This window comes from Streptomyces galbus, assembly GCF_005280195.1.
GTDB lineage: Bacteria > Actinomycetota > Actinomycetes > Streptomycetales > Streptomycetaceae > Streptomyces > Streptomyces galbus.
The window spans coordinates 125,356-140,108 of sequence record NZ_SZPR01000013.1 but is presented as its reverse complement, the minus strand read 5'-3'; the positions used below and the strand labels follow the sequence as shown (position 1 = coordinate 140,108).

At 73.3% G+C, this 14,753-nt stretch carries 15 protein-coding genes; 11 read left to right on the top strand and 4 right to left on the bottom strand.

The window, feature by feature from the left end:
- Positions 1-25 precede the first annotated feature (25 nt).
- On the top strand, positions 26-634 hold the full coding sequence (locus E4U92_RS16985) for a TetR family transcriptional regulator (RefSeq protein ID WP_137301269.1): 609 nt from the start codon (positions 26-28) through the stop codon (positions 632-634).
- 46 nt (positions 635-680) lie between these two features.
- On the opposite strand, the gene E4U92_RS16980 is transcribed toward E4U92_RS16985, so the two are convergent.
- From E4U92_RS16980 to dapA, 3 genes are all read right to left on the bottom strand, one after another.
- Positions 681-1,052, bottom strand: coding sequence for an antibiotic biosynthesis monooxygenase family protein (locus E4U92_RS16980; protein ID WP_137301268.1), 372 nt, complete (start codon positions 1,050-1,052; stop codon positions 681-683).
- 100 nt (positions 1,053-1,152) lie between these two features.
- Entirely contained in the window at positions 1,153-1,686 is a 534-nt protein-coding gene (locus E4U92_RS16975; RefSeq protein WP_137301267.1) for an HAD domain-containing protein, read from the bottom strand.
- 25 nt (positions 1,687-1,711) lie between these two features.
- The gene (gene dapA, locus E4U92_RS16970; RefSeq protein WP_137301266.1) at positions 1,712-2,638 is read right to left on the bottom strand and encodes a 4-hydroxy-tetrahydrodipicolinate synthase; all 927 of its coding nucleotides are present in this window, start codon (positions 2,636-2,638) and stop codon (positions 1,712-1,714) included.
- 180 nt (positions 2,639-2,818) lie between these two features.
- Here dapA and E4U92_RS35940 point away from each other — a divergent pair, with 180 nt between their 5' ends.
- The 5 genes from E4U92_RS35940 to E4U92_RS16950 all read left to right on the top strand — a co-directional run bounded on the left by E4U92_RS35940 (position 2,819) and on the right by E4U92_RS16950 (position 5,666).
- Positions 2,819-2,983: a hypothetical protein gene (locus E4U92_RS35940; protein WP_168725141.1), complete on the top strand. Its 165-nt coding sequence runs from the start codon at positions 2,819-2,821 to the stop codon at positions 2,981-2,983.
- The gene (locus E4U92_RS16965) at positions 2,980-3,666 is read left to right on the top strand and encodes a hypothetical protein (RefSeq protein ID WP_137301265.1); all 687 of its coding nucleotides are present in this window, start codon (positions 2,980-2,982) and stop codon (positions 3,664-3,666) included. The genes E4U92_RS35940 and E4U92_RS16965 overlap by 4 nt, the downstream gene beginning before the upstream one ends.
- A 62-nt stretch (positions 3,667-3,728) precedes the next feature.
- A complete protein-coding gene (locus E4U92_RS16960) occupies positions 3,729-4,151 on the top strand; it encodes a DUF3618 domain-containing protein (RefSeq protein ID WP_137301264.1) in 423 nt (140 codons plus the stop codon).
- Positions 4,152-4,297: 146 nt separating this feature from the next.
- A complete protein-coding gene (locus E4U92_RS16955; protein WP_137301263.1) occupies positions 4,298-4,915 on the top strand; it encodes an ArsR/SmtB family transcription factor in 618 nt (205 codons plus the stop codon).
- 13 nt (positions 4,916-4,928) lie between these two features.
- On the top strand, positions 4,929-5,666 hold the full coding sequence (locus tag E4U92_RS16950; RefSeq protein ID WP_137301262.1) for an SRPBCC family protein: 738 nt from the start codon (positions 4,929-4,931) through the stop codon (positions 5,664-5,666).
- 36 nt (positions 5,667-5,702) lie between these two features.
- Here the strand turns inward: E4U92_RS16950 and E4U92_RS16945 are convergent, their stop codons facing one another.
- On the bottom strand, positions 5,703-7,529 hold the full coding sequence (locus E4U92_RS16945) for an endonuclease/exonuclease/phosphatase family protein (RefSeq protein ID WP_137301261.1): 1,827 nt from the start codon (positions 7,527-7,529) through the stop codon (positions 5,703-5,705).
- Between the two features lie 248 nt (positions 7,530-7,777).
- Between E4U92_RS16945 and E4U92_RS16940 the strand changes: the two genes are divergently transcribed.
- The 5 genes from E4U92_RS16940 to E4U92_RS16920 all read left to right on the top strand — a co-directional run bounded on the left by E4U92_RS16940 (position 7,778) and on the right by E4U92_RS16920 (position 14,681).
- A complete protein-coding gene (locus tag E4U92_RS16940; protein WP_137301260.1) occupies positions 7,778-9,223 on the top strand; it encodes a hypothetical protein in 1,446 nt (481 codons plus the stop codon).
- A gap of 288 nt (positions 9,224-9,511) precedes the next feature.
- Positions 9,512-10,954 carry an alkaline phosphatase PhoX gene (locus tag E4U92_RS16935; protein ID WP_137301259.1) on the top strand — a complete coding sequence of 481 codons (1,443 nt, stop codon included), beginning with the start codon at positions 9,512-9,514 and terminating at the stop codon, positions 10,952-10,954.
- A 348-nt stretch (positions 10,955-11,302) separates the two neighbouring features.
- Entirely contained in the window at positions 11,303-12,889 is a 1,587-nt protein-coding gene (locus E4U92_RS16930) for a TROVE domain-containing protein (protein ID WP_137301258.1), read from the top strand.
- Positions 12,890-12,942: 53 nt separating this feature from the next.
- Entirely contained in the window at positions 12,943-13,584 is a 642-nt protein-coding gene (locus tag E4U92_RS16925; RefSeq protein ID WP_137301257.1) for a GntR family transcriptional regulator, read from the top strand.
- Positions 13,585-13,664: 80 nt separating this feature from the next.
- Positions 13,665-14,681: a 1-aminocyclopropane-1-carboxylate deaminase gene (locus E4U92_RS16920; RefSeq protein WP_137301256.1), complete on the top strand. Its 1,017-nt coding sequence runs from the start codon at positions 13,665-13,667 to the stop codon at positions 14,679-14,681.
- Positions 14,682-14,753 lie beyond the last annotated feature (72 nt).

Genomic DNA, 14,753 nt, shown 5'->3' with positions numbered 1-14,753 from the left:
GATGGCATGGCGGTAGGGTTGTCCGGTGAGCTCCCGTCCTGAAGTCACCCTGGCCCAGCGCAAACGCCAGCTCGTCTCCGACGAGTTGAGTGAGGCGGCACTCCAGCTCCTGGCGCTGAAGGGGTTCGACGCGGTCACCATCGACGAGATCGCGGCGACCGCCGGCGTGTCCAAGCGGACGTTCTTCCGGTACTTCGCCTCCAAGGAGGACGTGGTCGTCCGGTTCCTGACCGGCATGGGCACCGACATGCGCGCGGCCCTGGCGTCCCGTCCCCTCGGGGAGCGGCCTTCCGCGTCCCTGCGGCACACCGTCTGGGTCTCGATGGCCGCGTGCGCCGACCACGGGGACAGGGCGCTGCGCGTGGTTCAGCTCATCCTGGGCACCCCCGCCCTGCGCGCACGCTTCCTCGAACGCCAGGACCAGTGGCGCGACGACCTGGCGGCGGAGCTGGCGCAGCGCCTGGGGATCGACTCCAGCACCCATCTCTACCCGCAGCTCGCCGCCGGGATGGCGCTCACCGCCTTCGACGCCGTGCTGCAGCGGTGGAGCGGCAGCGAGGGTGCCGAGGACCCCGCCGACCTCACCGACCGGGCCTTCGCCACCATCGCCCCGGCGCTGGACTCCGTCGGGTAGCCCGCCCGCGCCGCCTCGTGGGCGGGGCCGGTGGTGACCACCGCCCCTACGCCGTCTCCGCGCTCTCCGTCCGGCTGAACGCGTAGCTGCGCTCCACCTTCGCCACGTGCAGGGTGTAGCTCTCGTACCACTCGGCCCGGCCGCGTCGTTGCGCGGCGCGGTGCTCGGCATCGGTCCGCCACTCGGCGAGGGCGTCGGCGTCCCGGAAGTAGCCGACGGTGACGGACAGCCCGCCCGGGGTCTGGGCGTGGTCCATCCCCAGGTACCCGGGGATCTTCTGCACCAGCTCCTCCATGCGCGCGTTGGTCTCGCGGTAGCCGCCCAGCTCCTGGGTCTTCACCGAGGTGAACACCGCCAGGTAGTAGGGAGGTTCGAAGGCCGGCACGGGCGCGACAGGCGCCTCGGGGTGATCGCTCATGACGTCACCGTAGGGCGCCGTGCACACCCCGATCCAGCGTCTTTCCCGAACGGGATCCGGGAGGGATCCATGTCTTTGCCTTCGCCCGCGGTTGTCCCGCTCAGGGTGCGAGGCGCGCCGCGAACTGCCCGAGCGTCGTGAAGTCCGCTGCGCGCAGGCCCAGTCGCGGGTTCACGTGGTGCAGCAGGGCCGGCCCCGGGTGGTGGCGGGTGACGTACTCACTGTCGGCCGGGGACTGTTCGTCGTCGACCCAGGCGAAAGGCCGGCCCGCCGCGTGGGCCACGATCACCTCCGTCTTCCAGTGGACGCCGTCCGGGCGTTCGGCGAAGAGGTGGTCGCCGAAGTCGACGTACGGCAGCCCCGGGAGACCGACCACGGGTGCGATCCACCGGTTGGCCTCGGCCATCCACGTCGTCGCCCAGCACAGGTCGTAGGGCAGGGCCTGCAGGGCGGCCCCGTGGGACGGGTTCAGCCAGACCCGCAGCGGCCGGCCCGGACGGACCGCCGCTCTGATCGTCGTGTATCCCTCCGGACGCCGTTCCGGCTTCGCGGCGTACGGGTTGAGGGGGCCGTCGACGTCCAGGAAGAGGAGCGGCCGGTTGCCGTGGTCCGGTGCCGCCCCGGTCGGTGTCATGACGGCACCGTAGTACGGGATCCCCTCAGGCCGGCGCCCCCGTCAACCGCTCGTACGCCGCCCGCAGGTGGTCCGTCGTCTCCTGGGACGCCGGGCGGAGGGGGGCGCGGGGTGGGCCCGACGGGAGGTCCAGGGTGGTGAGGAGGGCCTTCGTGGTGACCGTACCGGGGAGGGGGGTGTTCATCATCCGGTCGATGAGGTCCGTCAGCCCGAGCTGGGCGTCGGTCGCCTCCCGGGTGGCGCCCGCCGCGTACCTGTCCAGGATCGTGCGGACGTGGGCCGGGACGACGTTCGCCACCGTGCTGACGTATCCCGTCGCGCCGATCGCGCACAGGGCGAGGATCTGCTCGTCGCAGCCCGCGTAGTAGGCCAGGCCGGTGCGGGACAGGACCTTCTGCGTGCCCAGGAGGTCGTACGAGCAGTCCTTCACCGCCACGATCCCCGGGTGCTCGGCCAGCCGGAGCATCGTGTCCGTGGCGACGGCCGTGCCCGTGCGGCCCGGGATGTCGTAGAGCATCACCGGCACGTCCGAGGCGTCCGCCACCTCGCGGAAGTGGAACTCCACCGCCTCCTGCGGCGGGCGGCTGTAGTACGGCGTGACCACCAGGACGCCGTCCGCGCCCGCCTTCGCCGCCGCGCGGGCCAGCTCCACCGTGTGCCGGGTGTCCGCCGTGCCCACGCCCGCCACCAGCGTCACCCGGTCGCCCACCGCCGCCCGCACCGCCCGGACCAGCTCCTCCTTCTCCGCGTCGCTCGTCGTCGGCGACTCACCCGTCGTCCCCGAGAGCACCAGCCCGTCGCACCCCCGCGCCACCAGGTGGTCGGCCAGCCGCTGCGCCCCGTCGAGGTCCAGCGCCCCCGCCTCCGTGAACGGCGTGACCATGGCGCACAGGGCCCGGCCGAAGGGGGCCGCGGGGGCCTCGGTGCGTGTTCTTCGTCGGTCGGTCGTCATGGGGGTAGTCTCGGCCGCCCGGACGTCGTAGGTCTACTTACATTTTCTGCTCGCGATTCCCAAATTCTGCTTACCGATCCCGGGTCGTCCGCAAGGCCCTATGTCCAAAATGGGCCTCCATGGGTCACCATGGCCGGAGCGTCACCGACGGCAGCTCCACCCACTGTCACGGGAGGCACCATGAAGCTCGGCAAGGCCCTGGCCACCGGCGTCGCGGAGGAGCGACCGCAGACCGCTGACACCGACATCGACACAGCCACCGACATCAGCCTCGCAACCGACACCGACCTGCCCGCCGAGGCCGGGGACCGTTCCGCGGCCGACGAGGTGCCGGCCGTCCGATGAGGTTCCGGCTCCCCGAGGAACGCCCAGCGGAGCCGCCGACCGGATACAAGATCGCCCACCCGGTGCTGTCCCACGACGGCACCCGGGCCGGCTTCACCGGTGTGTCGCTCGGCGGCGCGCTGCCGTACGGCGTCCTGGCCGAGGCCACCTGCGTCTACGGCCTGCGGCACCGCGCCCCGCACCGCCGCTGCGACTGTGGCTTCCACTGCGTGCACGACCGCGCGGCCGCGGAGGCCCTGCTCTGCACCGCCGAGCACCGGGCGGCCGTCCTCCTCGAGGTCACGGTCCTCGGTGCCTACATCCGCTTCGAGCGCGGCTTCCGCTCCGCCCGCCAGCGGGTCCGTACGGCGACCGTGGGACCCTGCGCCTGCGGGGCGCCCGCCGTCGCGCTGGCCGACGCCGGCTGGGGCAGGCCCGGCTGGCGCGCGCTCGCCCCCTCCTGCGCCGCCTGCGTCCGCGCCCGTACGTCCGTCTCCCTCGCCTCCTTCGCCCGGCTGGCCGGGGACGGCCTGCGGGTCCTCGCCGTGCCGGTCGGCCGGCCCGCCGCGGACACTTCCGCCGCCTCCCTCGGCGTACCGGAACTCACCGCGGAGGCCGCCCTGCTGCAGGCCCGGCTCGACTGGTTCCAGACGCAGCTCGCCCGGCTGGGGGAGTCCGGCGCGGGCGGAGGGGCCCGGGGGTAGCGCGCGGGCCCCGGGTACCCGACCCGGGTCGACCCGGAGACAGGAGTGGGGAAGGTGCGCCGATGAACGGCAGAGCGAACGGGGCCAAGGGGCTCGGCGAGGTGCGGCACCAGGCCCAGGGGGCCGGAACCCGACTCGGCCGGGCCGTCGGGGAGCTGGCCGGCAAGGCCGCCCACGCCGACGTGACCGGGCGGGCCCGCGTCCGGGCGGCCGACCTCATGGACCGGGCCGGAGCGCTGACGGTCCAACTGGAGGCCGGCGCGGGCCGCGCCCGGCTCGTCGCCCGGCAGCGGCTGACCCGCCTCGGGCGGAACGGCCCGGTCGAGGTCAGCCGGGCGGGTGCCGCCCTGGAGCGCACGGCGCCGCGCCCGACCCGCGCGGTCGTGCGGTTCGGCGTCCGCCACCCGGGTCCCGCCCTGCTCCTCGGCTCCGCCGCCCTCGGCGCCGCGGTGGCGACCGGGGTCGTCCGCCGTCTGCATCGCTGATCCGCCGACCCCCTGGGGAGTGTCTCGTCGATCAGGCCGGGCTCGCGGCCCGCATCCCGGCCGGGTCGTGCCGTGCCCCGTCACACCTCCCCACCGACAACTCCAACCGACTGGACAAAATAATTTGTCGGTGAGACCGTGGACCCATGCTGGATGTGACCGTCATCGAGGACGCCGACGCCGCCGCCGTCTCCCTGGACCCCGTCCGGGCCCGGCTGCTGGCCGAGCTGGCCGCCGGGCCCGCGTCGGCCGCGATGCTGGCCGGCAAGGTCGGGCTGCCGCGGCAGAAGGTGAACTACCACCTGAAGACCCTGGAGCGGCACGGCCTGGTGGAGCTGGCAGGGGAGCGCCGCAAGGGGAACGTGACCGAGCGGCTGATGCGGGCGACCGCCGCGTCGTACGTGATCTCGCCGCTCGCGCTCGCCGCGGTGCAGCCCGATCCGGACCGCTTCCGCGACCAGCTCTCCGCCCGCTGGCTGCTCGCGCTCGGGGCCCGGCTCGTCCGGGACGTCGGTTCGCTGATCACCGGCGCCGCGAAGGCCCGCAAGCGGCTCGCGACCTACGCCCTGGACGGCGAGGTCCGCTTCGCCTCGGCCGCCGACCGCGCCGCGTTCGTGCAGGAGCTGACGGCCGGTGTGAGCGCGCTGGTGCGCAAGTACGGCGCCCCGGATGCCGAGGAGGGGCGCGACCACCGGATCGTCGTCGCCCTCCACCCCACGGTCAAGGACCAGCCGACCCCGTCGACCCCCGTCGCAGAGAACTGAGCAGGAGCCCGCCATGTCCAAGGAGTTCGAGATCGTCCGCGAGTTCGAGGTCGCCGTCCCGCCGGAGGAGGTGTGGGAGGCGATCACCACCGGCACCGGTGGCTACCTGTGGCCGATGGACCCGCCCGAGCCCCGGGAGGGCGGCAAGGGGCCCTTCGGGTCGACCGTCACCGCCTGGGACCCGCCCCACCGCTACACCAACCGCAGCGAGGACGTCGGCTTCCCCGTCCAGTCGGTCAACCAGCTCGACTACACCATCGAGCCCCGCGACGACGGCCGCCGCTCCTGGGTGCGCTACGTGCACAGCGGCATCTTCACCGACGACTGGAACAACCAGTACGACGGCGCCAGCAAGCACACCAACTTCTACCTGCACACCCTGTGCGAGTACCTCACGCACTTCGCGCCCCGCCCGGTGGCCTTCGCCCAACTCCAGGGCCCGCGGAGTTCGCAGACGTCGCGGGCGCTCGCCGCGGCGGCCCGTGCGCTCGGGCTCGCCGACGACGCGGCGGCCGGGGCGAAGGTCACCGTCCGCGGCCCCGGCGGCCAGGACCTCGACGCGGTGCTCGACTACCGCAACCCGTACTTCCTCGGGCTGCGCACGGACCACGCGCTCATCCGCTTCTTCGGGCGCGGCAACTGGGGCGCCCCGCTCGGCATCAGCGTCCACGATTTCGCGCCGGACGCCGACGCCGAGGCCAACGGGGCCGCCTGGCAGGGCTGGCTGGACGGTGTGTTCAGCCGGCCCTGAGACGCCCCCGTACAACCCGTACGGCTGCTGCGGCTGTTACGGGTGGAAGCGCAGCACCTGCGGGTCGTGGTCGCTGATCTGGTCGTGGAACTCCGAGTTGATGTGCACGCTGTCGTACTCGAAGTCGCAGCCGCGCCGGATCGCCGGGCTCACCAGGATCTGGTCCAGGACCTGCTGGTTGCCCTGGTAGTCGTACGTGTACCGCTCGCTCCTCGGCAGCGACTTGATCGCCGACCACAGCTCGCCGTCGCCCTCGAGGATCTGCGCGGTGCCGGAGAACTCGAAGTCGTTGATGTCGCCGAGCGCGATGACGTCCGCGTTCTTCTGGGTGTCGAGGACGTCCTTCACGAAGGCGTTCACCAGCGTCGCCTGCTGGTGGCGCTGGGTCTCGGAGCTGCGCACCGGCGGCTGGTACTGCGACGTCAGCCCCTGGTCGCCGCCCTTGGAGTTGAAGTGGTTGGCGATCACGATGACCGTGCGGCCGCGGAAGACGAACTCCCCGACGAGCGGCTTGCGGCTGCTCTTCCAGGCCATGTCCGCCGGGTCGATCCGGCCGGGGGAGACCGTCAGGGCGGCCTTGCCGCGCAGGCGCTGCACCCCGACGGCGGTGGTGGCGTCGCCGCCCGCGCGGTCGGTGAAGGAGACCCGCTCCGGGTTGAACAGGAACACCTGGCGGATGTTGCCGCCCGGCTCGCCGCCGTCGGTGTCGTTGGCCGGGTCGATCGAGCGCCAGTCGTAGCGCGGGCCGCCCGCCGCGACGACCGCGTCGATCAGCTTGTTCACCGTGACGTCGGCGGCGACCGTGCCGTCGTCGGTGGCGCCGTTGTTGTCCTGGATCTCCTCCAGGGACACGATGTCGGGCGACTTCAGGTTGTTCACGATCGCGGAGGCGTGCGCCTCGAAGGTGCTGTCCGACGGGTCCAGGTTCTCGACGTTGTACGTCGCGACCGCCAGCTCGCCGTTCTTCTGCTTCTCGGTCGACTCCCGCTGCAGACCCGCGCTGCGGAGGGTGCCGAGCTGGTTGGCGACCAGGGTGTAGCCGCCGAACTGGTTGTAGTCCAGCGGGCCGGCGGTGGTGCCCTCCAGGACGTCGCCGACGTTCGCGACCGGGAAGTCGGCGGTCCGGCCGAGCGACTGTATCTGGAGCCGGCCGGTGTTCTGGGCGTCGTAGGAGCCGTAGACCGTGCCGCCGCGGCGGCCGGCGTTCTCCCGCGGCTTCACCGTGACCCACAGCTCGGTGTACGGGTCGGTCGCGGTGACCACGCGCGTGTCGGCGACCTGGACGTTCATGCCCTCCAGGGACTCGTAGTGGTCCAGGGCGTAGGTCCGCGGCTGCAGCGGCAGGCCGTTGACCGAGTTGCCGGCGGCGGGGTCGCCGGCCGGGGCGTACGCGGCCGGGACCGAGCGGGCGTCGATCACGGTGGCGGCCGGGACCGCGTTGCCGCTGGACAGCACGGTGACCGTCGGCTTGGTGATCTCCGTCACCGACTGGTTGCCGGACGAGGTGCCGCCCGGGACGAACTCCGAGACCGTGCCGGAGACGGTGACCGAGTCGCCGACCGCGACCTTCGGCGTCGAGCTGGTGAAGACGAAGACGCCCTCGCTGGTGGCCGGATCGTCGTCCGGGTTCGGATCCTGGATCCAGAAGCCCTTGGACGAGCCGTAGGTGCGCACACCGGTGACGATGCCCGCCACGTCGGTGACCTTCTGGCCGGCGTACGGGGAGGTCCGGGTGGTGCCCTGGACGTCGTGGATCCGTACGGCGGCGGCGTGCGCGGGCGAGACCAGGACCAGGGTGGTCGCCGCGGAGCAGGCGGCGGCGACGGTGAGCGCGGCGAGACGCGCGGACGACTTGCTCGGCAAGGGAATCCCTCCGGGGACGAACATGAGCGCCGGGACGAGGGCTGGCAGATGATGACATGTGCGTGACACGCGTAGAGCCGAGTGAACAGTTGTCCCCCCATTTCTACGCGCGTCAATCTCCTGGTTGATCACGCCAGTTGTCAAGGTTTCGGCCATGTACGACACCCGTCGGGGAGATGAACCGGGCGGCATGGGTGGAAACCCGTCTAGGCTTCGGTCCGAGTCGAGGTGCCTAGGAGAAACAGCCGATGTCAGACAGCTCCCCCCTGCCGCCGGTGCGGCTGACCTCCGCGGCCGAGCTGGCGCGTGACGCGCTGTCCGCGCCGCTGCTCGCCCGCGCCGCCCGGCTGGCCCGCTGGGCCGGACCGGACACCCGGGTCGACGCCGGCGGCGGGCTCGTGGAGGAGCAGCTGCCCGCCGCCGCCGAGGTCCTCGGGCTGACCGGGGAGGACGCCGCCGCGTACGCCGGCGAGGCCTGGCGGGTCGCCGTCGACACCGGGCTGGTCGAGATCGCCGACGAGGAGGCCGGCACCGTCGCGGCCGGCGAGGAGCTGGCGCAGCTCACCGGCGGCTCCCCGCACGACGTCCTCGCCGTGTGGCAGACGGCCCTGGAGACCGTGCTCGCCGACGCGAGCGTGCCCGACCTGGACGACCTGGTCGAGGCCATGGACGAGGGCGGCGAGGTCGACCTCTCCCGGCTCGACTGGGACCCCGAGGCCGAGGCGGAGTTCCTCGACGGCGTGCTCGGCAACCTCTACCTGCTCACCGTCAACGAGGACGGGCCGGGCGAAGGCCCCGTGCCGCTGCCCGCGCTCGCCGCGTCGATGATCGTGCCCGGCGACATGGGCGAGCCCACCAACGACGTCCTGGAACAGGTGTCGGACGCGATGATGCGCCTCGACGACCAGTTCCGGCTGCTGGAGCCCATCGGACTGGTCGAGTACCAGCCCGTGGACGAGGCGTTGATGGCGGAGGCCGACGACGGCGGTGACGACGGGGCCGGGTCCGGTGCCGTCGACGAGACCGACGTCACCCGCTACGGCATGGTCCGCCTCACCCCCCTCGGGCTGTACGGGCTGCGCGCCCGGCTGATGGAGGCCGGGTTCCAGGTGCCCGCCGTGGGCGAACTCGCCGACAAGGGCGCGGACGCCCTGCTCGACGGCACGGCCGCCTACGGGCCGACGGCCGCCCGCGCCGAGACCGAGCAGTGGCTCGCCCGCCGCGAACCGCTCGCCGCCGCCCGGGAGTTGCTGGCCGCGGCCCGGGGCGGCGACAGCGGGGCGCCACTGCGGCGGCTGCGCTGCCAGCAGGCGCTGTCCCTGGTCGGGCTGCCCGCGCAGGAGGCCCTGCGCGAGGTCCTCGACGATCCCGAGCTGGGCGGGCTCGCCCGGGTCTGGCTGACCGAACACGGGGCGCCGGACGTGCCCGCGCCCTCGCAGGACCTGGTCTTCTGGCTGACGATCGACACCCTGGCCGCGCAGCTCGCGGCCGAGGGCAACTCCGAGGAGCTGCAGGCGCTGGTGGAGGGGCTCGCCGCGCAGCACGACGGGTTCTTCGCGGCGGCGTGGCGGGTGGAGCACCCCGCGACAGCGGACGTGCTGGAGGCGATGGGGCGGTTGCATCCCGACAAGAAGGTGGCGAAGGAGGCCCGGAAGGCGGCGTTCAAGGCGCGGTCGCTCTCCAACGGGGGGTAGTGGACGGGGGGTTGGTGCGGGTGGGTTGAGGGCGGGTCGGCGCGGTCCGGGGTGGGGGCTGGGGCGTGGGTGGCGTGTGCGGGTCGGTGGGGGCTGGTCGCGCAGTTCCCCGCGCCCCTTTGGGCGGGACGGGCTGAGGTGGGGTGCGGGGTGTGCGGAGACCTTAGTTCTCCGGGCGCCTGACGTCAGGTCGTGTGGTGTTCAGGTCGTGTTCAGGTGGGGCCGGGACCGTTGCCGCCGACCGAGGTCCGCCACCCTCCACGGCTCACCAGCGTCTCAGGAGACACCATGTCGCTCACCCGCAGGGACTTCGCCAGGACATCAGCGATCACCGGAGCCGGGGTCGCCCTGGCGGGCAGCGTCGGCGCCCTCGCCACCGCGCCGAACGCCCTCGCGTCGACGGAGACCGGCAGCCACGAGGGCGGGTCGGCGGACCGGCACGGCGTCGGCTACGGCCCCCTGGTCCCGGACCCGGAGGGCATCCTCGCGCTGCCGGAAGGGTTCTCGTACCGGGTGATCACCTACAGCGGCCGCACCAAGCTGGAGTCGGGCGAGTTCACCCCCTCCAACCACGACGGCACCGCCACCTTCGACGGTCCGCGCGGCGCGACCCTGCTGGTCAACAACCACGAGCTGAAGGGCCCGCGCGCCAACTGGGCCCACCCGGTGCCGCTCACCGAGGGCCTCGTCTACGACCCGGCCGCCTCCGGTGGCTGCACGGTCGTCGAGGTGCGCCCCGGCCACCACGTCGCCGAGTGGGTCGGCATCGCCGGCACGTCCACCAACTGCGCGGGCGGCAGCACCCCCTGGGGCACCTGGCTGACCTGTGAGGAGACCGAGGACAAGGCCGGCCAGAACGGCATGACCAAGGACCACGGCTACGTCTTCGAGGTCGACCCCGAGGACCGCCGCGCCAACCGCGACCCCAAGCCGGTCAAGGCCCTCGGCCGCTACGCCCACGAGGCCGTCGTCGTCGACCCGAAGAGCGGGCAGGCCTACCTCACCGAGGACGCCTCCAACCCCAACGGCCTGCTCTACCGCTGGACCCTGCCGGCCGGCTTCCGCCACGGCCGCGGCAAGCTGCGCACCCTGGCCGACGACGCGGGCGTGCTGCAGGCGTTCAAGTGCTTCGACTCCGGCGGCCAGTTCGTCGACGACCTCTCCCGCGCCACGCGGATCGGCACCGTGTACGGCGTCGACTGGGTGGACGTGCCCGACCGCGACGCGAAGACCGTCTCCGTGCGCAAGCAGTTCACCGCCGGCCAGGTCACCCGCGCCCGCAAGCTGGAGGGCATGTGGTGGGGCGACGGCGGCACGTACATCGTCTCCTCCTACGCCCGTGAGGAGAGCCCCGGCCGGCACGACGGCCAGGTCTGGTTCTACGACCCCAAGCGCCGCACCCTCACCCTGAAGGTGCTGCTCGGGGTCAACCCCGACCCGGACCGGGACGGCGCCTTCGACGGCCCCGACAACATCACGGTCTCCCCGTACGGCGGCCTGGTCATCGCCGAGGACGGCGAGGGCGTGCAGCACCTGTTCGGCGCGACCGACAGCGGCCGCACCTACCCGATCGCGCGCAACGAGCTGAACATCGGCACCGCGGACGAGCCCGAGTACAGCGAGTTCACCGGCGTCACCTTCTCGCCCGACGGGCGGACCCTGTTCGCCAACATCCAGGAGCCCGGCATCATGCTGGCCATCACCGGCCCCTGGAAGCGCCACAAGCGGTAAATCAATTCGCTCGCGGTCCCCGGGCTGCGCCTCCTAACCTGAGATCACGACAGCGCACCTCCCGGTGCGAAGGCAGCGGCTACTTCTCTGCAAAAGAATCACACGCCGCAGGCGAACTGATCTCGGGAGGCGCAGCTCCAGGACGGGGGCCCGGTGCGCAGGCAGCGGTTACTTCCTGGGATCGGACGGTTGCGGGTTCGAATCCCGTCATCGACTTCGGGTCGGTGTAGCTCAAACGGCAGAGCATCCGACAAGTCCGCCGCCGACTTCTGACCTCGGGCCCCCTTCCCCTGCCGCGCCTCCCTCCGAAACGGAACGGAACCGCACCGGATCCGGGGGGAATTCACCATGACGCGATTCAACAGGCGCACCGCGCGGGCGCAGCCCGCCTCGCGCGTCACCTCGACGGGCCGGGTGCTGCGCACCTACGAGGGCGGCCGCGGCCACGAGCGCGACGCCCGCTCCGAACTCTTCCTGCTCGCCGTGTCGAACCTCGTCACGCAGCAGACCTTCTACGAGTCCGGCCCCGACCGCGACGACCGGTACGCCCGGCTCGTGCGCGAACTCGCCGTGACCGACCCCGCGTGGACGGCCGGCCTGCTGGGCTGGCTGCGCGGCGAGGGCAACCTCCGCACCGCCGCCGTCGTGGGCGCCGCCGAGTACGTCAAGGCCCGCCTGGACGCGGGCGTGACCGACGGCCCCTCGAACCGCCGGGTCGTCGGCTCCGTGCTCCAGCGCCCGGACGAGCCCGGCGAGCTGCTGGCGTACTGGACGGCGACGTACGGCCGCGCCGTCCCGAAGCCGGTCAAGCGCGGCGTCGCCGACGCCGTACGGCGGCTGTACGGCGGGAAGGCGCTGCTGAAGTACGACACCGCGACCCGCGGCTACCGCTTCGGGGACGTGCTGAACCTCGTGCACGCGGCGCCGGACCCCGCCAAGCCGTGGCAGGGCGAGCTGTTCCGGTACGCCCTGGACCGGCGGCACCACCCGGACACCGCGGTGCCGCCCGCCTCCGACCCCGTCCTGACGGCGCACCGTGCGCTGATGACGCTGCCGGCCGAGGAGCGGCGCGCGGTGGTCACCGCGCCCGACGCCGCCGAGCGGCTCGCGGCGGCCGGGATGACCTGGGAGGCGCTGGCGGGCTGGCTGCGGGGTCCGATGGACCGGGCGGCCTGGGAGGCGGTGATCCCCTCCATGGGCGCGATGGCGCTCCTGCGCAACCTGAGGAACTTCGACGAGGCCGGGGTCGGCGACGAGGTCGCGGCCCGGGTGGCGGCGAGGATCAGCGACCCGGAGGAGGTCGCGCGCTCGCGGCAGTTCCCGTTCCGGTACCTCGCCGCGTACCGGCACGCGCCGTCGCTGCGCTGGGCGTACCCGCTGGAGCAGGCGCTCGGCCACGCGCTGGCCGGCGTGCCCGCGCTGCCCGGCCGCACGCTGGTGCTCGTCGACCGCTCCGGCTCGATGTTCTTCTCGCGCCTGTCCGACCGCTCCGAGCTCACCCGGGCCGACGCTGCGGCGGTCTTCGGCACGGCGCTCGCGCTGCGGGCGGCGGACGCGGACCTCGTCGAGTTCGGCACGTCGAGCAAGCCGGTGCGCTTCCGCAGGGGCGAGTCGGTCCTGAAGGTCCTGGGACGCTTCGGCGACCTGGGCGGCACCGACACGACGGGCGCGGTGCGCCGGCACTACCGCCGCCACGACCGGGTGCTGATCGTCACCGACGAGCAGTACGCGCACAGCCCGCACGGCGAGCCGACCGAGCAGGTCCCGGCCGACGTGCCCGTCTACACCTGGAACCTGGCCGGCTACCGGCCCGGCCACGGTCCGTCCGGCCGGGGCAACCGGCACACCTTCGGCGGCCTGTCGGACGCGGCGTTCCGGATGGTGCCCCTGCTGGAGGCGGCCCGCGACGCCCACTGGCCGTGGGAGACGCGCTGAGGGGCCGTCGCGGGTCTGTTCGCCGAGCCGGCTGACATCTAACATGTCAGTCCATGGAGGCGATACGACCCGTCGGCCGGACCCTGTTGCGCGACCAGGCGTACGCGGCGATCCGGGACGCCATCGTGGCCGGGGAGATCGAGCCCGGGGCGGCGGTGCGGGACGCCGAGCTGGCCGCGCGGCTCGGGCTGTCCCGGGCGCCGGTGCGGGAGGCATTCGCGCGGCTCGTGGACGAGGGGCTGCTGGAGAGCAAGCCGCAGAGCTACACGCGCGTGACCCCGGTCGTCGCGGCCGACGTACGGGACGCGGCGGCGGTGGTCGGCGCCATGCACGAACTGGCGACCCGGGCGGCCGTGCCCCGGCTGACGGCGGCCGACGTGGCGGCCATGCGCGCCGCCAACGAGCGCTTCGACGGCGCCGTGCGCGCGGGTGACGTCGACCTCGCCCTGCGCGCCGACGACGCCCTGCACGACGTGCTGGTCCGGGTGAGCGGCAACCGCGCTGCCGCCGCCACCGTGGCCCGCTACACCCCGCTCATCCGCCGGCTGGAGCGACGGCGCTTCGGCGAGGGCGGGACCTGCCGTTCGGCCGGGCTGCACGAGCGGCTGATCGCCGCGTGCGCGGCCGGTGACGCCGACGGCGCGGTCCACGTCACCGCGGAGATCTGGCGCACCCTCGCCGACCTGGCCGACTGACCACGGCCGGCCACGCCGACAGCGGCCCACGACGCCCCAGGACGACCGACGACCGACGACCGCGCCCCGTGGAGGTGCTCATGTCCCTGTCCTCGTACGAGCGTTACCCGCTGCTGTTCGGGCCGTCGCCCGTGCACCCCCTCGAACGCCTCACCGCCCACCTCGGCGGAGCCGCCCTGTGGGCCAAGCGGGAGGACTGCAACTCCGGGATCGCCTACGGCGGCAACAAGACGCGCAAACTCGAGTACCTGGTCGCCGACGCCCTCGCCCGGGGCTGCGACACGCTGGTGTCGATCGGCGGGGTGCAGTCCAACCACACCCGCCAGGTGGCCGCGGTCGCCGCCCGGGCCGGCATGAAGTGCGTGCTGGTGCAGGAGAGTTGGGTGGAGTGGCCGGACGCGGTCTACGACAAGGTCGGCAACATCCTGATCAGCCGGCTCGCCGGGGCCGACGTGCGGCTGGTGCGGGCCGGGTTCGGCATCGGCTTCAAGGAGAGCTGGGAGCAGGCGCTGCGGGAGGTCGAGGAGTCGGGCGGCACGCCGTACGCCGTCCCGGCGGGCGCGTCCGACCATCCGCTCGGCGGGCTCGGGTTCGCCCGCTGGGCCCACGAGGTCGCCGAGCAGGAGCGGGAGCTGGGCGTCTTCTTCGACACGGTGGTGGTCTGCTCCGTGACCGGCTCCACGCAGGCGGGCATGGTCGCCGGGTTCGCCGCGCTGGAGGAGGCCGGCGGCCGGTCCCGCCGGGTCCTCGGCATCGACGCCTCGGCCGATCCGACCGCGACCCGCGCCCAGATCGCGCGTATCGCCGCCGGCACCGGCGACCTCATCGGCGTACGGCGCGACCTGACCGAGGCCGACGTGGAACTGGACGAGCGCTACCACGCCGGCATCTACGGCATCCCCGACGAGCGGACCCTGGAGGCGATGCGGCTGGCGGCCCGCACCGAGGGGATGGTCACCGACCCCGTCTACGAGGGGAAGTCGATGGCGGGCCTGGTCGACCTGGTCGCACGGGGCGAGATACCGCGCGACTCCACGGTGCTGTACGCCCACCTCGGCGGCCAGCCGGCCCTGAACGCGTACAGCGCGCTGTTCTAGGCCGCGGCCGGGCGCGGGTGTCAGGGGCGGTCGAGGGGGCGCGTCGCCGTCCCCCGCGCTCCCTGGCGCCCC